Below are 18,560 nucleotides of genomic sequence, written 5' to 3' on the forward strand. Positions count from 1 at the left end.
TCGTGTCCGTGTTTCTGGTGTTCGTGCCGTCGATCGGCTCGTCGCACCCGTTCCTGCATAGCGCGCGCGGCGGCGCAACGCGGCCCGACTCCCGGGGAGCGGAAGCGACCCGGGGAGGATCCCCGGGCCGCGCCGCACTACTGCTGGAGGCCCGGGTACAGCGGGAACGCCGCCGTGAGCGCCTGCACCCGCGAGCGGAGCTCGGGGACATCCGCTTCGCCCTTGAGCGCGAGCGCGATGATGTCGGCGACCTCGGTGAACTCGGCGTCGCCGAAGCCGCGGGTGGCGAGCGCCGGTGTGCCGATGCGCAGGCCCGAGGTGACCATCGGGGGGCGCGGGTCGAACGGCACCGCGTTGCGGTTCACCGTGATGAGCGCCTCGTGCAGCAGGTCCTCGGCCTGCTGGCCGTCGATCTTCGAGTTGCGGAGGTCGGCGAGCACGAGGTGCACGTCGGTGCCGCCCGTGAGCACGTCGACGCCCGCGGCGCGCGAGTCGTCGGCGTGGAGGCGCTCGGCGAGGATGCGGGCGCCTCGCAGCGTGCGCTCCTGGCGGTCCTTGAAGTCGTCGGATGCCGCGATCTTGAACGCCGTGGCCTTCGCCGCGATGACGTGCATGAGCGGGCCGCCCTGCTGGCCGGGGAACACGTTCGAGTTGAGCTTCTTCGCGAGGTCGGCGTCGCGCGAGAGGATGAAGCCCGAGCGCGGACCGCCGATCGTCTTGTGCACCGTCGACGAGACCACGTCGGCGTACGGCACGGGCGACGGATGCAGCCCCGCGGCCACGAGGCCCGCGAAGTGCGCCATGTCGACCCAGAGCTGCGCGCCGACCTCGTCGGCGATCTCGCGGAACGCGGCGAAGTCGAGGTGACGCGGGTACGCCGACCAGCCGGCGATGATGACCTGCGGCTTGTGCTCGCGGGCCCGGTCGCGCACGACGTCCATGTCGACGAGGAACGTCTCGGGGTCGACCCCGTAGGAGACGGCGTTGTAGAGCTTGCCCGAGAAGTTCAGCTTCATGCCGTGCGTGAGGTGACCGCCATGCGCGAGCTCGAGGCCGAGGATGGTGTCGCCGGGAGTGGCGATCGTCGAGAGCACGGCGGCATTCGCGGTGGCGCCCGAATGCGGCTGCACGTTCGCGTACGCGGCGCCGAAGAGCGACTTGGCGCGCTCGATGGCGAGGTTCTCGGCGATGTCGACGTACTCGCACCCGCCGTAGTAGCGCCGACCGGGGTAGCCCTCGGCGTACTTGTTGGTGAGCACCGACCCCTGCGACTGCAGCACCGAGACGGGCACGAAGTTCTCGCTCGCGATCATCTCGAGGTAGTCGCGCTGGCGTCCGAGCTCGAGTTCGAGGACCTCGGCGATCTCGGGATCGACTTCGGACAGCGACTGGTTCATCACCGATTGCTGGGAAATGGCGGTTTCGGCCAAGACTGGCTCCTTCATGACATGCGGACCTGTTGGGTGCTGCCTGCTGCGACTCGCGCAGAGACATGCGTACCGGCCCAGGCGTACGGTCGGTCCGTGCCAGTCGCTCCCCGATGGTGACCATCTCAACGCCAGTCGCGACGCTCGCAAGCATAGCAACGGATGCCGGATGCCGCCTGTCAGGGTCGGGTCAGTCGACGATCGGGGCGGGCGACGGGGTCACCTCCCGCGCGCGATCGCGACCGCGCACCCGGCTCTGCCCTCGCGCGCGCTGCACGAGCGCGATCCCACCGAGCGCCAGCAGCGCACCGAGCGCGGCGAGCGCGAGCGGCCGGAACGTCTCGGCCCACGCCCAGGACTCGCCCGAGAGTCTGAGATCGTCGATCGGGTACTCGAGCACCTTCGCGGTCCACTCGGCCGTCGCGACATCCGTCGTCCGTGCGAGGTCCTGCAGCACGCCGTCGTACGGGAAGCCGGGGCCGTGGTGCGGGTACGTCGGCGCGTCCATCCCACTGACGCGGTCGTGCTCGACCGTGCCGGGCACGATGAGGCGGTCGAGGCCGGCGCCGCTGTCGACGCGCGGCACGAAGGTGAGACCGTGCCGACTGCGCACCGGACCGTCGCCGAGGCTCACCGTGCCCGCGGCCAGCGACTGGCCGTACGTGTCGAACACCGAGGCGAGCTCGATCTCGCCGACGCCGTCGGCGAGAAGTACTCCGATGCGCTGCCGGTCCCAGCCGAACGCGGTGTTGAAGGCGACCACGGCGTCGGATGCCTCGAGCCCGGAGTCGCGCATCGGAGCCGGGCTTCCGGGGTGATGGTGCGTCCAGCCGATCGCCTCGGCGGCGTCGGCCGCGGCATCCGCTCCGACGAGTCGTTCGACCACGTGGAGGGTGCCGTCGATGCCCGACAGGACGCCGGCGGTGCTGATGACGTCGCCGTCGTCGACGTACCTCGTGCCGCGCACCCAGTCGACGGCCGGGTACGTGTTCTCCCACTCCCCGAGACGCAGCCAATGCGCGGTCGCGTCGTGTCCATCGAGGAGACCTGCCGAGGCGAGCACTGCGGCCCCGTTGCAGACGCTGAGGAGCAGTGCTCCCCCGTCGGCCTGCGCGGCGAGCCAGTCGGTGACGGGCTTCGTCGACGGACGGCCGACGTCGGGCATGGCGGGCACGACCACGACATCGGCGGGCCCGCCGAGGAGATCGTCGAGGGCATCGAACGTGAGATCGGGCACGAGGTCGAGCCCACCGGTCAGTGGGAGCGGATGCTCGTCGGATGCCACGGCGTACACGTTGAACGCGCCCGTCGTGGCGAGGATCTCGTAGGGCGCGAGCGCGTCGGAGACCACCGCGCCGCGGTCGCCGATCACGACGACCGCCGTCGGCTTGGACGGATCATGGGGCTGCGGCGTGGGCGTGACGGCGACGTCGTCGGTGCGGGGCGCGTTGAGCGCGGCGAACGCGGAGGCAGCGGTCGGCGCACCGAGCGCGGCCGGGAAGGCGAGGGCGGCGAGCACGACCGCCAGGATCTTCAGGATGCGCACGGCGATCACCACCCGTACTCCTGCCGGCGACGGAGCATCGCGGCGAGCATGGCCGGGACCATGAGCACGTGGCCCGCGGTCATCAGCGCCATGTCGGAGAGCACGCCCGCCCAGTTGAACGGCAGCAGCACCAGGAACGGAAGGTACATCGCCGCGCACATCTCGGCGATCGGGGCCGCGCCGTGCCCGCGGATCCGCATCCACACGGCCATGCCGATCGACATGTTCGTGGCCATCACCAGGGCGTTGGCGGTCGTGTTCTCGTCGAATCCGGGCCAGGCGAACGACCACAGGGGACCCAGCACGATCATGCCGGCGAGCATGGCGATCACCATCTCGAGCGCATGGCGCGCGAATCGCAGCGCGGAGGGCCGGCGGACGGCGGTGGTGTCGTGGTTCATCTCGACTCCTCGTGTCGGTGTGCATCGGGACACGAGAATCCTCGGCGCGGCAGCGCGGCCGCGTCAGGTGCCGAACGTCACGGCCGAGGTCACGTGCTTCGGGTGACCCGCACGATCAGAGGATGCCGAGATCCCGGGCGCGCAGCGCGGCCTGCGTGCGGTCGCGCACGTCGAGCTTCGAGAGCACGCTCGTGACCAGGTTCTTCACGGTGCCCTCGGCGAGGAAGAGGGCGCCCGCGATCTCGCGGTTGCTGCGTCCTTCGGCGACGAGTCGCACGACGTCGACCTCGCGGTCGGAGAGCGGATGCTCCGCCGGCGCGGCGTCCTCGGGCAATCGCGCCACCCTGGCCATGAGCTTCGCGGCGACCGACGGATGCAGCACGGATTCGCCGCGCTCGACGGCGACGAGTGCCTCGACGAGCCGCGCGCCGCTCACGTCCTTCAGGAGGTAGCCGACGGCACCGGCGCGGATGGCGGCGAAGACGTCCTCGTCGTCATCGAACGTGGTGAGGGCGAGCACCCGCACGTCGGGCTGCTCCGCCCGCAGGCGCGCCGTGGCGGCGATGCCGTCGAGCACCGGCATCCGCAGGTCCATGAGCACCACGTCGGGGCGGAGCTCGGCGCCGCGACGCACCGCCTCCTCGCCGTTGGCCGCCTCCCCCACGACGTCGATGCCCGGCTGCACCTCGAGCAGGGTCGAGAGCGCCTCGCGGAAGAGGGCCTGGTCGTCGGCGATGAGCACGCGGATGGTCATCCGGGCACCTCGACGGTGAGGGCGAGCCCGGTCTCCCCCGCCGGGGCCAGGGACATCCGGCCACCGAGGCTGGCCATGCGCTCGCGCAGTCCGGTGAGCCCGAAGCCCCCGGTCGGAGCGGCGCCCGCGGCGGCGGTCTCGGCAGCGGCGGCGGCCTCGGGCGCGTCGGCCGCACCCGCGGGCTCGGGGAGGCCGTGTCCGTCATCGCGAACCTCCAACCGGATCCGGTCGGCCTCACGGTAGTCGAGCACGACGGTCGTACGCGTCGCGTCGGCGTGCTTGCGCACGTTCGTGAGTCCCTCCTGCGCCGCCCGGTACAGCGACTCCTCCACCTCGGCCCGCACGGGTCGCGCCCGGCCGAGCACCTCGAGCTCGGTCGCCACTCCCGCCTCCGACGCCTCGGCCGCGAGCGTGCCGAGCGCCTCGGCGAGATCGGGACGCTGCTCGCGCAGGGCGGCCACCGATCGGCGCACCTCGGCGAGCGCCTGACCCGACTGCTCCTGCGCCTTGGCCAGCATGCCGTCGAGGCGATCCGCGTCGGCCGTTCGGATGACCGCTCGCGCGGCCTCGAGCACCATCTGCACGACCGTGAGGTGATGGCCCACGCCGTCGTGGATGTCGCGCGCGAGCCGGTTCCGCTCCTGGATGGTGGCCAGCTGTTCGGCCTGCGCCGCGTAGTCGCGCAGGCGTTCGTTGGCCCGGGCGAGCTCGGCCCTGGCCCGGCGCTCGCGCACGAGCAGCTCGGTCACGACGAGCGTGAACGTGGTCACCGCGAGCGTGCCGAGACCCTCGCGCAGGCCGTCCCGCCACTGCATCCCGAGGTGGATGAGCGGGATGGCGGCGGCCACGACCGCCGCGACGGGGAGTGGCAGGAGCATCACGCTCTGCGAGACGAGCACGACGAGGAGCAGCACCGCGCCGACCGCCGCGCCCGAGAGGGAGAAGATCACGAACCCGAGGGGCAGCTGCACCGCGACGAAGGCCACGGCCCACCACACCGAGCGGCGCTGCACGACGTGGAATCCGAAGATCGCGATCACCGCGTAGACGAGGCCGACGAGCAGGGTCGGCAGCGGCTGCTGCTCGAAGCTCGCCGACCCGAGCGGGAGCGTCACGTACGCGATGACGGTCAGGATGGCCAGTGCCCACTGCACGGTTCCACTGTGGGGGACGCCGTGCCGCGGGTCAACCGCGTGGCAGGATGGACGCCAAGCCATGTTCGTCAGGATTCCTGCCCTACTGCTCGTGGCGGCGGCCGTCGTCACCGCGGCGGCCTCCTGCGGGTCGCCCGACCAGAACGGAGACGCCGTGCCCGGCATCATCCCCGCCCCCGCCTCCTTCGAGCTGCACCACGACGCGGCACCGTTCCGACTGACGGATCACGCGCGAATCGTGGTGCGCGGCGAGGGAGCGGTGGCCGTCGCCGAGGCGTTCGCCGCGCCGGTGCGACGGGCCACGGGGCTCGAGCTGCCCGTCGTCGAGGGCGACGCCGTGACATCCGACCTCTCCTTCGAGGTATCGCCCGGAGCAGCACCCGACGGCGCGGCCGAGGGCTACACGCTCGAGTCGGAAGCCGACGGGGTTCGGCTGCGCGCCGGCACGGCCGAGGGACTGTTCCGCGGCACCCAGTCGCTGCGACAGCTCCTCCCGTCCGAGATCGAGCGAGCGGATGCCACGACCCCGCCACCCGGAGGGTGGACCGTGCCCGCGGCATCCGTCGCCGACGCCCCCCGGTTCGCCTACCGCGGCGTCATGCTCGACGTGGCCCGGCACGTCTTCGCCGTCGAGGACGTGCTCGACCTCATCGATCGCATCGCGCTCCTGAAGTTCAACGTGCTGCACCTCCACCTCACCGACGACCAGGGCTGGCGGCTCGAGATCGAGTCGTGGCGCGCGCTCACCGAGATCGGCGCGTCGACGTCGGTCGACGGCGCCGGCGGCGGCTTCTACGCGAAAGCCGACTTCCGCCGAATCATCGAGTACGCGGCCGCGCGGTTCGTGACCGTGGTGCCCGAGATCGATGTGCCCGGGCACACGAACGCGGCACTCAGCGCCTACCCCGAGCTCAATTGCGACGGCGTGGCGCCCGCGCCGTACGAGGGCACGTCGGTCGGGTTCTCGTCGTTGTGCGCGTCGCCGGCCCGTGCGGAGGCGACCGACCGGTTCCTCGCCGACGTGACGCGCGAGGTCGCCGAACTCACGCCGGGCCCGTGGCTGCACCTCGGCGGCGACGAGTCGCTCGCGACGAGCGTCGCCGACTACCGCGACCTGGTGCGCCGGATCACCGCCGCCGGGGCCGCGACCGGCAAGACGATCATCGGCTGGCACGAGATGGGCGCCTCGCGCGAGCTGCCACCCGGCACCGTCGGCCAGTACTGGAGTTTCATCGATCCCGACGGCGGCGCGGCCGCCCTGGCCCGCTCGTTCGTCGAGCAGGGCGGGCAGGTCATCATGTCGCCCGCGGACGTCGCGTACCTCGACATGCGGTACCCCGACGACCCCGAGGGGCCGCTCGGCCGTCGGCTCGGGCAGGACTGGGCGAAGGGGCCGACCACGCTCGAGGAGTCCTACGCGTGGGAGCCGACCGCGATCGTGTCCGGCGTCGGCGAGGCCGACATCCTCGGCGTCGAAGCTCCGGTCTGGACCGAGTTCATCACGGCGGCGGCCGAGGTCGAGTTCATGCTGTTCCCGAGGGCTGCGGCCATCGCCGAGATCGGCTGGTCGCCCGCGGGCCCGCGCGACGTGCCCGGGTTCCTCGCCCGCGTCGCCGGCCTCGGCGAGCGACTCGACGCGCTCGGCGTGCGGTACCACCGGGTGGCCGGCGTGCCGTGGGAGGAGCGCGCGACATCCGCTCGGTAGCACACCACGACCGTTCGACGGCACACGCCGCGTTGCAGGAGTCCTCAGCCCGCCAAGAGGTCGTCACGCACCCGGCACAGCGCCTACTTCACGCTGCCGGCCGTGAGGCCGCCCACCAGGCGCTTCTCGATCAGCATGAAGAGCACCACCACGGGCAGGATCGCCACGATCGAGACGCCGAACACGAAGTGCCACGAGGTCTCGTACTGGCCGACGAACTTCGTGAGGGCAACGGAGAGCGGCTGGTTGCCGGCCGTGGAGAGGATCACGAGCGAAGCGGCGAACTCGTTCCAGCACGCGACGAACGTGAACACGATGGCGGTGACGATACCCGGCCACACGAGCGGCAGCATGATGCGGAACAGCACCGTGATCCGGCCGGCGCCGTCGATCTGCGCGGCCTCGTCGACCTCCTTGGGCACGCCGGCGAAGAACGAGTGCATGATCCACACCGCGAACGACAGGTTGAACGCCGCGTTGACGAAGATCATCGCCGCCCAGGTGTCGATCATGCCGAGCGCGACGAACTGCCGGAAGAGGCCCGACGTGAGCACGGCGGGCTGCAGCATCTGCGTGACGATCACCAGGAAGAGGAACACCATGCGGCCGGGGAACCGGAACCTGGCCGTGTAGTACGCCGCGGGCATCGCGACGGCCAGCACCAGCACTGTCGCGAACACCGAGATCACGATGGTCGAGATCAGGTTCTGCACGAGCGGCGTCTCGGGCGTCGACCACATGTCGAGGTAGTTCTCCCAGTGCCACTCGGTGGGGAAGTACGTCGGGTCGACCGACCGGATCTGCGACTTCGTCTTCACCGAGCCGAAGAACATGATCGTGTACGGGAGGATGAAGATCACGAGCACCACGAGACCCGCGAGCATGCGCAGCAGCACGCGCCCCATGGGCACCTGGTCCTCGGTGTAGCGACGGCGGCGCCGAGCGGATGCCTCGGGCCGGGCGATCGCGTCGAACACGGGCGCGGAGACGGTCACGGGTCAGACCTCCTGCATGGGCTTGACGATGCGCACGTACGCCGCGACGATCACGATGACGATGAGGAAGGCGACGACCGAGAGGGCGCTCGCGACATCGACCTTGTGCTGGTTCTGGATGTACTTGAAGATCATCGTCATGATCGTGTCGGCGTCGTAGCCGGGGATCGAGCCGGTCATGACCTTGAGGATCGGCAGCGAGTTGAAGACGTTGATGATGTTGATGAGCACGGCCACCGAGATCGCGCCCCTCAGCTGCGGGAGGACGACGCTCCAGTAGGTGCGGGCGGGGCCGGCGCCGTCCATCTTCGCCGCCTCGAGCACGTCGCCCGGCACCGTGGCGAGGCCCGCGAGAATCGTGTACGTCGTGAACGGCAGCGAGACGAACACGGCGACGACGATCGACCAGGCGAACGCCGTGTCGGGGTTGCGGGTCCACCCGTAGCCCTCGGGTGTCGCGATGAGTCCCACGTCGACGAGGAACGTGTTGATGATGCCGAAGTAGGGCTCGAGTCCGTAGTACACGACCATCGTCGTCATGACGACCGACGCGGCCCATGGGATGATCACCGCGAGTCGCACGATGCGACGGCCCGGGAAGGCCTTGTCGAGGATCTGGGCCAGGCCGAGAGAGATCACCACCGTCGCCCCGACGACCACGACGACCCACACGATGGTGCGCACGAAGATCGGCCAGAAGTGGGCGAACGAGAAGACCTCGACGTAGTTGTCGAACCCGACGGAGCCGTTGTCGAGGCCCGAGATGGTGATGTCGCGGGTCGAGTTGTAGAACATGACGACGGCCGGGAACAGCACGACGCCGAAGATCAGCAGGAGCGCCGGCCCGATCCAGGGCAGGGCGGCGAGGAGGGCGCGCCCGCCGGGGCGTCGCCCGCCACCCTCGTCGCCGTCGGAGGGGCGGGGGCGGCCGGCGGCCGCCCCCGCGCGGGTCGATGACGTGTCGGTCGTGGTGCTCATGATGCGATGGTCACCGATCCCTCCGGTGTGCGTGACGAGTCGGATGCCGCGAGACTAGCCCGCGTCGACCTGCGCCTGGATCTCGGTGAGGACATCCTGCGCCGGCTTCGTCTGGAGCTGGCCGAAGAGGGCCTTGAACGCCGCATCCGTCGCCGACCACTTGGGGTTGGTGCTCGGGTAGAACTGCGCGTCGGGCAGCACCTCGAGGAAGGGCTGGAGGGCCTCCTGATCGGAGAGTTCCTCGGCGCCCGACTTGGTGGTGGGCAGGAAGCCCTCCGCCTCCACCCACGGCACGTACGCCTCGGCCGAGTAGAAGTAGTCGAGGAACGCCGTGATGGCCTCCTGCTTGTCGCCGTCGTTCTGGAACGCCATGAGCTGGTCCATGACGCCGAGCGTGAACGGGCTGCCGTCCTGCGTGGGGATGGGCACGATCGAGTAGTCGAGCTCGGGGTTGTTCTCTTCGATCTGGCCGACCGTCGGCGGAAGGCCGACCTGCATGCCGATCTTGCCCTGCACGAAGATGTCCATGAGCGGCGAGCGGTCAGTAGAACCCGCGTCGGCCTGGGTGGCGCCCGCGTCGATCATCGTCTTGATCTGCTCGGCGCCCGGCAGGTTCGACGGGTCATCGATGGTGATCTCGGACTCGTCGCCGAACGTGCCGCCCCCGCCCCAGAGCCAGACGGCCGCCTCGGCCTGCGCCTCCTCGGAGCCGAGGGGCATGCCGTAGCCGGCGATGCCGCCGCCGAGCCCCGAGATCTTGGTGGCGGCGTCGAGCAGTTCATCCCAGTTCGTGGGCGGCGCGGCCACGCCGGCCTGCTCGAGCAGGGCGTTGTTCACGAACAGCGCACGCGCCGACGCGATGAAGGGCAGGGCATAGGCGGTGCCGTCGACTTCCGCGTTGGCAAGGAAGGACTCCTGGAAGTCGGAGTAGGTGTCGCCCGACACGACGTCTTCGGCCGGGTAGAGGAGGCCGTCGGCTGCGAAGCCCGCGAATGGACCGCCGTTGTAGATGTCGGGCGCCTCACCGCCCTGGATCTTCGTGGTGATGACCGACTCGAGGTTGTCCCACGACTGGACCTCGAGGTTCACGGCGATGTCGGGGTGCTCCTCCTCGAAGCCGGCGATGACGTCCTCCCAGAGCCCCTGGGTGTTGTCGGAGTAGCTCGGTACCAGCAGGTCGAGTGTCGTCTTCCCGCTCGCGTCGTCGCCCGAGCCGCCGCCGAACCCGCACGATGCGAGCGTGAGCGATGCGGTGGCTGCCATGGCGAGCGCGGCGCCGAAGCGTAGCGACTTCTTCATTCGTGCTTCCTCACTGTTCGTGGATCACGGGCGCAGCGGAGCACCGCGCCGGTGCGGTGGTGGCGGCAGGAGGCCGCCGTGTGCGTGAAATTGACGTGAAAGGGTAGTTTTCGATCACATACGGTCACGCGGTGGTCACGATGATGGCGCACCCGAGCGTGCCGCGTCAAGACACCTTGACCTGATCGTTACCGGTCCGAGGCACCCGCGTCGATGACCCGCGAGGGTGGGGCATCCGTTCATGCACCTGCTCGCTAGACAGGCGTAACGATCATTTGCAATCATTGGGGCACTGCACGCCGATCGACACGGAGGAACCAGATGACCCACGGCAGCGAGGCCGGCTCGAACCCCCCTGCCGAGGGTGGCCGGCCCGGCGGCGTGCACATGGCCGCGGAGCTCGCCTCGCAGCCCGAGACGTGGGCACGTGCGGCTTCGCTCGCCGCCGAGCAGGCCTCGCTCCCCGAGCGGGGCGCGAGGATCGCGGTGGTCGGCTGCGGCACGTCGTGGTTCATCGCGCAGTCGTACGCCTGGCTCCGAGAGGCGGGAGGTCACGGTGAAACCGACGCCTTCGCGGCATCCGAGGCCTTCGTCGACCGTGGCTACGACGCCGTCGTCGCACTGACACGGTCGGGAACGACGACCGAGGTGCTCCAACTCGTCGAGGGCCTGCGCGGTCGCGTGCGCACGGTGGGCGTCATCGGCGATGCCGCCTCCCCGCTCGTCGGCCTGGTCGACGACGCGATCACCCTGCCGTTCGCCGATGAGCGGTCGGTGGTGCAGACGCGCTTCGCGACGACCGCGCTCGCGCTCCTCCGCGCGTCGCTGGGCGCGCAACTCGACGGCGCCATCCGCGACGCCGAGCGCGCGATCGCCGAGGAGCTCGATCCGGCCTTCACCGACGCCGAGCAGTTCACGTTCCTCGGCCGAGGCTGGTCGATCGGTCTCGCCCACGAGGCGGCCCTCAAGATGCGCGAGGCGTCGCAGTCGTGGACCGAGTCGTACCCGGCCATGGAGTACCGACACGGGCCCATCGCGATCGCGGCCCCGGGCCGCGTCACGTGGCACTTCGGCGACGCGCCCGAGGCTCTCGCCGAAGAGGTCGCCGCGACCGGGGCGCGCTTCGAAGCGGGCCGGCTCGACCCGATGGCCGAGCTCGTGCGCGCCCAGCGTGTTGCGCTCGATCGGGCGCGGTCGCGCGGCCTCGATCCCGACGCGCCCCGCAATCTCACGCGTTCCGTCATCCTCGAGGGATGAGCCCCGTGCGCCCCGATGCCCCGTCGACCGCACCCCTCGGCCCCGGCGAGGCCGTGCTCGCGTTCGACGTCGGCGGCACCGACACGAAGTCCGCCCTCATCGACCGGCACGGGCGCGTGCTGGGCCTTCGCCGCACGTCGACTCCCCGTGACGCCACCGATCCCGCCGGCGCGGTCGTCGCCGCCCTCGCCGAGCTCGCCGGCCGGCACGTCGCCGACGTGCCCGACGTGCGTCCGGTGGCCGCCGGGGTCAGCGTGCCGGGGCTCGTCGACGAGGTGGCGGGCGTCGGCATCTTCTCGTCCAACCTCGGCTGGCGCGATGCGCCGATCCGCGACCTCGCGGAGCAGGCGCTCCGCCTCCCGGTCGCCTTCGGCCACGACGTGCGCGCTGCCGGCGATGCCGAGCACCGACTGGGTGCCGCGCGGGGCTTCGGCGATGTGGTCGTCCTGGCCATCGGCACCGGCATCGCCGGCGCCCTCATCCTCGACGGCCGGCCATACTCGGGCGGCGGATTCGCCGGCGAGCTCGGCCACGCGCTGAGCGATCCCGACGGCGAACCGTGCACGTGCGGTGCACGCGGATGTCTCGAGACCATCGCCTCGGCGGGTGCGGTCGCTCGGCGCTACACCGCGGTTTCCGAGATCGCGGTGGACGGCGCCCGCGAAGTGCTCGACGCGGCCCTGGCCGGCGATGCCGTGGCGCAGCGGGTGTGGGATGACGCCGTGCGCGCGCTCGCGGAGGCGCTCGCGCGCCTCGTCGCGACCGTCGCGCCCGAGGCCGTCGTGCTCGGTGGTGGCCTCGCGCAGGCGGGCCCCGCGCTGTTCGATCCGCTCGGCGAGCGACTGGACGCACTGCTCAGCTTCCATCGCCGGCCCGCACTCGTCCGTGCGCGACTCGGCGACGACGCCGGCCTCCTCGGCACCGCGCTCGCGGCGCGCGATCTCGCCGACCGGCTCGACGAGCGGACCACGCCGTGATCCTCACCGTGACGCCGAATCCGGCGCTCGACCTCACCTGGCACGTCGCGGGACTCACGCCGGGTGCCACCCATCGCGTGCCCACCGGTGCCGGCCGTGCCGGCGGGAAGGGCTTGAACGTCGCCCGGGTGCTGCACGCGCAGGGCCACGGCGTGCTGGCGCTCGCGACCGTGGGCGGCGACACCGGCGCGGCGTTCGCCGCCGAACTCTCGGTGTCGGGTGTGCCGCACCGGCTCATCCCCGTCGGGGAGGCCACCCGACGCAGCGCCGCGATCGTCGACGACCTGCGCGGGCAGACCTCCGTGCTCAACGAGGTCGGCGCCGCGCTCGCACCCGCCGAGTCCGCGGCGCTCATCGAAGCGGCCACGAGCCTCGGGCGCGACGCACGTGCGGTCGTCATCAGCGGCAGCCTGCCGCCAGGTCTGGGGCCGGGCGAACTCGGCGACCTCGTCGCCGCCCTCACCGGCGCCGGCGTGCCGGTCGTGGCCGACACGAGCGGGCCGGGCCTCCTCGCCGCCGCCCGCGCCGGCGCGCACGTGCTGAAACCCAATCGCGAGGAACTCGCGGATGCGACGGGGTGCGACGATCCGCTCGAGGGCGCGCTCGAGCTGATCGATGCCGGCACCCGCCTCGTGGTCGTCTCACTCGGCGAGGCGGGCCTGTTCGTCGTCGGGCGTGACCGCAGACCGGTGCAGGCCCGCCTGTCACGCCCGCTCCGGGGCAATGCCACCGGGGCCGGCGATGCCGCCGTCGCCGCGATCGCGGTCGCCGTCGCCGCGGGCGACGAACTCTGGAGCGACACGGTTGCCGCGGCGGGCGCCCGCGCCCGGCTCGCGCGGCGCGCAGCAGCTTGGTCGGCGAGCGCCGTGCGCATGCCCCTCGCCGGAGAGCTCTCACCTCGGCACGCCGAGCTCGAAGCCGAGATCGAGGTCACCACGCTCGAGATCCCGACCGACGAGGAGCACGAATGACCCTCACCCCGACCCGCACGATCCTCGATACGGCGCGCGCCGCGGGCCGGGGCGTCGGCGCGTTCAACGTCGTGCACGTCGAGACCGCGGAGGCGCTGGCGGGCGCCGCGGAGGACGCCGGGCTGCCCGTCATCCTGCAGCTCTCGGAGAACTGCATCCGCTATCACGGCGCCTTCGAGCCCATCGCGGCCGCGACGCTGGCGGTCGCCGAGGGCTCGAGCGCCCTCGTGGCGGTGCACCTCGATCATGCAGAGGACCCGGGCCTCGCGCTCCGCGCCATCGACCGCGGGTTCGGATCGGTCATGTACGACGGCGCAAGGCTCGCGTTCGACGACAACGTCGCCACGACCCGCCGCGTGGTCGCGTACGCGCGCGCGACGGGCGCTCTCGTCGAGGCCGAGCTCGGCGAGGTCGGCGGCAAGGACGGCGCGCATGCCCCCGGCGTCCGCACCGATCCCGGCGAGGCGGCCCGGTTCGTCGACGACACGGGCGTCGACGCCCTCGCCGTCGCGGTCGGATCCTCGCACGCCATGACCGAGCGCACCGCCGCCCTCGACGTCGACCTCATCGCACGACTCGCGCGCGTCGTGCCGGTGCCGCTCGTGCTGCACGGCTCCTCGGGCGTCGCGGATGAGATGATCATGGAGGGCATCCACGCCGGCCTCACGAAGGTCAACGTGTCGACGCACCTCAACGCACGCTTCACGGGTGCGATCCGCGACTTCCTGACCGCGCACCCCCAGGTCGTCGACTCGCGGAAGTACGTCACCGCCGGCCGGGAGGCCGTGCGCCTCGAGGCGACACGCCTGCTGGCGCTCTTCGCCTCCGCCGAGAAGGAGCCAGGATGAACCGTGCCGAGCGCCTCAGCGCCGTCCTCGACCTGCTCGCCGAGAGCCGGCAGATCGACGTCGACCAGCTCGTCGAGCGGCTCGGGATCTCCCCCGCCACCGCGCGCCGGGACCTCGACGCACTGGCGCAGCAGCAGCTGCTCACGCGCACGCGCGGCGGGGCTGTGGCCCACTCGGTTGCCTACGACCTCCCGATCCGCTACAAGAACCTGCAGAACCCCGAGGCGAAGGCCGCGATCGCCCGCGCCGCGAGCGCGCTCGTGCCTCGCGGTGCGGTGATCGGACTCTGCGGCGGCACCACCGCGACCGCGATCGCCGACGCCCTCATGTCTCGAGCCGACATCATGGAGCCCTCGCACGATCCAAGCCTCACCGTCGTCACGAATGCCATCAACATCGCGATGCAGTTGGCGATGCGTCCGCAGATCAAGACCGTGGTCACGGGCGGCGTCGTGCACGCGCGCTCGTACGAACTCGTGGGCGCCTACGCCGACGCCGTGCTCGACCACATCACGCTCGACCTCGCGTTCATCGGCGTCAACGGCATCGATCCCGTCGTGGGCCCCACCTCGCACGATGAGCGCGAGGCCGCGGTGAACGCGCTCATGGCGTCGCGCGCGACGCATGCCGTGCTCGTCGCCGATGCGTCGAAGATCGACAGGCGCGCATTCGCCGCCATCGGACACCGCCGCCTGTTCTCGACGGTCATCACCGACATGGGCATCACCGACGAGCAGCGGCAGCGCCTCGTCGACGGCGGGTACGACGTTATCGTGGCGGAATGAGCGCACGATCCGCCATCATCCACTCCGCCCTCCTCGTGAGCGGCGGCGCGACCGTGGACGACGCCTGGGTGCGCTTCGAGGGCGACCTCGTGGCCGCCCGGGGCACGGGCGACGGGTGGCGCCAGGGCCTGCGTCCCGATGCGACGGTGACGGATGCCGCGGGCCGCCGCCTCACGCCGGGCTTCATCGACCTGCACTGCCACGGTGCGGGCGGGGCATCCGTGGAGGACGGCGTCGAGGCGATCGAGACGGTGCTCGCGGTGCACGGCGCGCACGGCACCACGCGTTCCGTGCTCTCGCTGGTGACGGCGTCCGTGGAGTCGCTCGCCGAGCGGCTCGCGACGATCGGCCGGGCCGCGGCATCCGACCCGCGCGTGCTCGGCGCGCACCTCGAGGGCCCGTTCCTCGACCACGAGTTCCGCGGCGCGCACGACCCGGCCCAGCTGCGCGACGCAGACGCGGCATCCGTCGACCGCCTGCTCGAGGCGGCGAACGGATGCCTCCGCCAGATCACCATCGCCCCCGAGCATCCCGGGGCGCGAGACGCGATCGCCCGCTTCACCGATGCCGGCGTCGCCGTGGCCGTCGGGCACACGGGCGCCGATTTCGACACCACCCTCGCGGCCTTCGACGCGGGCGCCTCGATCCTGACGCACGCCTTCAACGGGATGCGCGGCATCCACCATCGTGCGCCCGGTCCGGTGGTCGCGGCGATGCACGCCGACCATGTCACCCTCGAGGTGATCAATGACGGCGTGCACGTGCACCCCGACGTCGTGCGACTCGCGTTCTCGGGCGCACCCGGCAGGGTCGCCCTCGTCACCGACGCGATGGCAGCGGCGGGCGCGGCCGACGGGGAGTACCTGCTCGGCTCGCTCCAGGTCATCGTGGCGGACGGCGTCGCGCGCCTCCTCGAGGGCGGGTCGATCGCGGGCTCGACGCTCACGCAGGACGAGGCGCTGCGGAGGGCCGTCGACAGCGGCATCCCCCTCGCCGAGGCCGTGGGTGCGCTCACCGACGTGCCCGCCGCGGCGATCGGTCGCGCGACGGAACTCGGACGCCTCGAGCCGGGGTACGCCGCCGACGCCGTGCTGCTCGGCGACGACCTCGCGGTCGAGTCGGTGTGGGCAGGCGGTGTGCGGCTCGCCTGAGCGGCCGAGCCCGACCCCTTCGCCGAGCCGAGAGTGTGCTCCTCGACGGGGCCCGTACGATCAACTTCCGCTGAGCGACCCGGGCTAGGCTGGGAAGCCGTGAGCAGCACCGAGACGAACCAGCCCATGCCCAAGGTCGGGCCGAACGACATCCTCCGCTTCCTCCTCGAGCTGTTCGCCTTCGTGAGCCTCGGCATCTGGGGGTTTCTGGCGTTCCCGCTGCCGTGGCCCGGCGTGCTCATCGGCCTCGGCGCCCCCGCGCTCGCGATCCTGCTGTGGGCGCTCTTCGTCTCGCCCAAGGCGGTGTTCCGCATCGACGTGTTCGGCAAGGCGCTCGTCGAGATCGCGGTGTTCTCGGCGGCCGCCATCGCCTGGTGGATGCTCGGACAACCCGTCGTGGCGATCGTCTTCGCGCTCGTCGCCGCGGTGAGCGGCATCATCAACGGCCGCAAACAGCTCGCGAGCTGACCCGACGCGACGCGCGCCGGCGCCCGGCCGAATCGGCCGAACGCCGTCGCGCGGCATTCGCTCAGATGGCGACGAGATCGCCGGAACGCTCGTCGTCGCGACTCGCGACCGCCTCGACTTCGTGTGGCTCTGCAGCCCCCTCGGTGCGGAAGTGGCCGACGACCGACATCAGGAGGCCGCCCACCGCCCACGCGCCCAGCACCAGCCACTCGAACGTGGAGTCGGCGCCCGGGAAGTACGACAGCTCGCGCATGAGCGACGCGGCAGCACCCGGCGGGAACCACTGGCCGACCTCGCCCCACGGCACGGGGATGAACTCCTTCGGAACCGCGGCGGCCGAGATGGGGTTGGCGAACAGCATCATGACCACCGGGCCGACGGCGATGCCCGGGCGACCGATGAGTGCGACGAACCCGGTGATCGGGGCGGCGATGGCGACCAGCGCCAGCGCGATGCCCGTCGAGTTCAGCCAGAAGTCGCCCTGCAGTGACCCGAACCAGCCCTGCAGGATCCCGGCGAGTGCGAGCCCGCCGACCGCCGAGTAGACGAGCACGGCGACGACCCGCCGAACGGCACCGATGACGCTGATCGAGATGGCGATACCGCCGATCATGCCGCCGAGCACGAGCGGGAAGACCGCCGCCGCAAGGCCCGTGCCGCGCTCGTCGGACTCGGCCAACGGCACGACGTCGGTGACGGGGACGTCGATGCGGGGCGGGGCGGTCGGAGCGCCCGCGGCGGCCGCGGCCGCGGCGGCCTGGGCGTTGACGCCCTCCTCGAGCTGCGCGGCGACGTTGGCGAGGAGCTGCGCCACGACGAGGCTCGACGACGACGACGTGAGGACCTCGGGCTCCCGCCCGAGTACGACCGCGCCGTACACCTCGCGGCGCTCGATGGCGTCGACGGCCGCGTCGCGGTCGTCGACCCCTCGGAAGGCGATCGCGCCGGGAGCCTGTTCCTCGACGGCGTCCTCGGCGGCCGAGATCGCCTCGGCGGGTCCGGCCGCGGCGATCGGCAGGTCGCGCGGCTCGGCGATCACCGACGGCCACGAGAAGGCCAGCACGATGACGGCGAGCACCGCGGCGAGCGTGAGCGAGATGCCCAACGCTCGGCCGATCGGCGTGTGCGCCGTGGTGTTCATGGATTGCGACATCCGGTCTCCAAACAAAACGAATATTCGTTCTTTATACTGGAACCGCGACCTATGCTTGTCAAGAACGAACATTCTGTTTGGGGGCACGGATGCCGAAAGTGACCGCCGAGTACCGCGAGGCCCGCCGCGACGAGATCATCTCCGCGGCCATGCGCTGCTTCATGGCCAGGGGATTCCAGCGCACGTCGATGGCCGACATCATCGCGGACTCAGGGCTCTCCGCCGGGGCGATCTACGGGCACTTCGCCGGCAAGAAGGACCTGGTGACGGCCGTCGCCGGGCGCGTGCTCGAAGCTCGGCGGAGCGACCTGCAGTCCCGTCGGCACGGCGGTCCGCCGCTGGCTCCCGCGGAGGTCATCGCCACGCTCATCGAGGGGATGCGACGCGAGCCGCTCAGCGCCCTGCTGGTGCAGCTGTGGGCCGAGGCCTCGGTCGACGACGAGATCCGAGACGCCGTCCACGGCGCCTACCTGACGGTGCGCACGACGGTCGAGGCCGCCTTCGCGGAATGGGCTACCGCGGAGCCCGGGCGCGTCGACGGCGACCCGGATGCGTGGGCGGCCCGCATGGCCCCCATCGCCATGGCGTTCCTGCCGGGGTTCATGGTGCTGCGCACGGTCTCGCCCGACTTCGACCAGGCCGCCTACATCGCCGCGCTGCCCGAACTGCTCCCCCGCTGACCCGGCGGGCC

General features: G+C 71.5%; 18 protein-coding genes and 1 riboswitch. Of the genes, 9 read left to right on the forward strand and 9 right to left on the reverse strand.

The window, feature by feature from the left end; all coding sequences use genetic code 11:
- Nucleotides 1–137: 137 nt before the first annotated feature.
- The 5 genes from glyA to AB0K73_RS08205 all read right to left on the reverse strand — a co-directional run bounded on the left by glyA (nt 138) and on the right by AB0K73_RS08205 (nt 5,282).
- Nucleotides 138–1,397, reverse strand: a complete 1,260-nt coding sequence (gene glyA / locus AB0K73_RS08185; protein WP_360517149.1) for a serine hydroxymethyltransferase — start codon at nt 1,395–1,397, stop codon at nt 138–140.
- Between the two features lie 98 nt (nt 1,398–1,495).
- Nucleotides 1,496–1,576, reverse strand: a riboswitch (ZMP/ZTP riboswitch).
- Between the two features lie 41 nt (nt 1,577–1,617).
- Nucleotides 1,618–2,985 carry a DJ-1/PfpI family protein gene (locus AB0K73_RS08190; protein WP_360516841.1) on the reverse strand — a complete coding sequence of 456 codons (1,368 nt, stop codon included), beginning with the start codon at nt 2,983–2,985 and terminating at the stop codon, nt 1,618–1,620.
- Nucleotides 2,979–3,374 carry a hypothetical protein gene (locus AB0K73_RS08195; RefSeq protein WP_360516838.1) on the reverse strand — a complete coding sequence of 132 codons (396 nt, stop codon included), beginning with the start codon at nt 3,372–3,374 and terminating at the stop codon, nt 2,979–2,981. Before AB0K73_RS08195 ends, AB0K73_RS08190 begins: the two co-directional genes overlap by 7 nt.
- 115 nt (nt 3,375–3,489) lie before the next feature.
- Nucleotides 3,490–4,128, reverse strand: a complete 639-nt coding sequence (locus AB0K73_RS08200; protein WP_360516835.1) for a response regulator transcription factor — start codon at nt 4,126–4,128, stop codon at nt 3,490–3,492.
- A complete protein-coding gene (locus AB0K73_RS08205) occupies nt 4,125–5,282 on the reverse strand; it encodes a histidine kinase (protein ID WP_360516832.1) in 1,158 nt (385 codons plus the stop codon). Before AB0K73_RS08205 ends, AB0K73_RS08200 begins: the two co-directional genes overlap by 4 nt.
- A gap of 61 nt (nt 5,283–5,343) precedes the next feature.
- On the opposite strand from AB0K73_RS08205, the gene AB0K73_RS08210 reads away from it, so the two are divergent.
- The gene (locus tag AB0K73_RS08210; RefSeq protein WP_360516829.1) at nt 5,344–6,987 is read left to right on the forward strand and encodes a family 20 glycosylhydrolase; all 1,644 of its coding nucleotides are present in this window, start codon (nt 5,344–5,346) and stop codon (nt 6,985–6,987) included.
- A gap of 83 nt (nt 6,988–7,070) precedes the next feature.
- Here AB0K73_RS08210 and AB0K73_RS08215 read toward each other — a convergent pair whose 3' ends face one another.
- The 3 genes from AB0K73_RS08215 to AB0K73_RS08225 are packed head-to-tail and all read right to left on the reverse strand — an operon-like array spanning nt 7,071 to nt 10,259.
- On the reverse strand, nt 7,071–7,982 hold the full coding sequence (locus tag AB0K73_RS08215; RefSeq protein WP_360516826.1) for a carbohydrate ABC transporter permease: 912 nt from the start codon (nt 7,980–7,982) through the stop codon (nt 7,071–7,073).
- Nucleotides 7,983–7,985: 3 nt separating this feature from the next.
- Entirely contained in the window at nt 7,986–8,960 is a 975-nt protein-coding gene (locus tag AB0K73_RS08220; RefSeq protein WP_360516823.1) for a sugar ABC transporter permease, read from the reverse strand.
- Nucleotides 8,961–9,014: 54 nt separating this feature from the next.
- Nucleotides 9,015–10,259 carry an extracellular solute-binding protein gene (locus AB0K73_RS08225; RefSeq protein ID WP_360516820.1) on the reverse strand — a complete coding sequence of 415 codons (1,245 nt, stop codon included), beginning with the start codon at nt 10,257–10,259 and terminating at the stop codon, nt 9,015–9,017.
- A gap of 387 nt (nt 10,260–10,646) precedes the next feature.
- On the opposite strand from AB0K73_RS08225, the gene AB0K73_RS08230 reads away from it, so the two are divergent.
- From AB0K73_RS08230 to AB0K73_RS08260, 7 genes are all read left to right on the forward strand, one after another.
- On the forward strand, nt 10,647–11,516 hold the full coding sequence (locus tag AB0K73_RS08230) for a sugar isomerase (RefSeq protein WP_360517146.1): 870 nt from the start codon (nt 10,647–10,649) through the stop codon (nt 11,514–11,516).
- Entirely contained in the window at nt 11,513–12,493 is a 981-nt protein-coding gene (locus AB0K73_RS08235) for an ROK family protein (protein WP_360516817.1), read from the forward strand. Before AB0K73_RS08230 ends, AB0K73_RS08235 begins: the two co-directional genes overlap by 4 nt.
- Entirely contained in the window at nt 12,490–13,464 is a 975-nt protein-coding gene (locus AB0K73_RS08240; protein WP_360516814.1) for a PfkB family carbohydrate kinase, read from the forward strand. The genes AB0K73_RS08235 and AB0K73_RS08240 overlap by 4 nt, the downstream gene beginning before the upstream one ends.
- A complete protein-coding gene (locus AB0K73_RS08245; protein ID WP_360516811.1) occupies nt 13,461–14,312 on the forward strand; it encodes a class II fructose-bisphosphate aldolase in 852 nt (283 codons plus the stop codon). The genes AB0K73_RS08240 and AB0K73_RS08245 overlap by 4 nt, the downstream gene beginning before the upstream one ends.
- Complete coding sequence (locus AB0K73_RS08250) at nt 14,309–15,097, forward strand: DeoR/GlpR family DNA-binding transcription regulator (protein WP_360516808.1); 789 nt, start codon at nt 14,309–14,311, stop codon at nt 15,095–15,097. The genes AB0K73_RS08245 and AB0K73_RS08250 overlap by 4 nt, the downstream gene beginning before the upstream one ends.
- Nucleotides 15,094–16,248: an N-acetylglucosamine-6-phosphate deacetylase gene (gene nagA, locus AB0K73_RS08255; protein WP_360516805.1), complete on the forward strand. Its 1,155-nt coding sequence runs from the start codon at nt 15,094–15,096 to the stop codon at nt 16,246–16,248. Before AB0K73_RS08250 ends, nagA begins: the two co-directional genes overlap by 4 nt.
- Before the next feature lie 99 nt (nt 16,249–16,347).
- Nucleotides 16,348–16,716, forward strand: coding sequence for a YrdB family protein (locus tag AB0K73_RS08260; RefSeq protein ID WP_360516802.1), 369 nt, complete (start codon nt 16,348–16,350; stop codon nt 16,714–16,716).
- A gap of 61 nt (nt 16,717–16,777) precedes the next feature.
- On the opposite strand, the gene AB0K73_RS08265 is transcribed toward AB0K73_RS08260, so the two are convergent.
- The gene (locus AB0K73_RS08265; protein ID WP_360516799.1) at nt 16,778–17,869 is read right to left on the reverse strand and encodes a hypothetical protein; all 1,092 of its coding nucleotides are present in this window, start codon (nt 17,867–17,869) and stop codon (nt 16,778–16,780) included.
- Nucleotides 17,870–17,958: 89 nt separating this feature from the next.
- Between AB0K73_RS08265 and AB0K73_RS08270 the strand changes: the two genes are divergently transcribed.
- On the forward strand, nt 17,959–18,549 hold the full coding sequence (locus AB0K73_RS08270; RefSeq protein ID WP_360516796.1) for a TetR/AcrR family transcriptional regulator: 591 nt from the start codon (nt 17,959–17,961) through the stop codon (nt 18,547–18,549).
- Nucleotides 18,550–18,560 lie beyond the last annotated feature (11 nt).

The sequence above is a fragment of the Agromyces sp. NPDC052230 genome, assembly GCF_040679595.1.
GTDB lineage: Bacteria > Actinomycetota > Actinomycetes > Actinomycetales > Microbacteriaceae > Agromyces.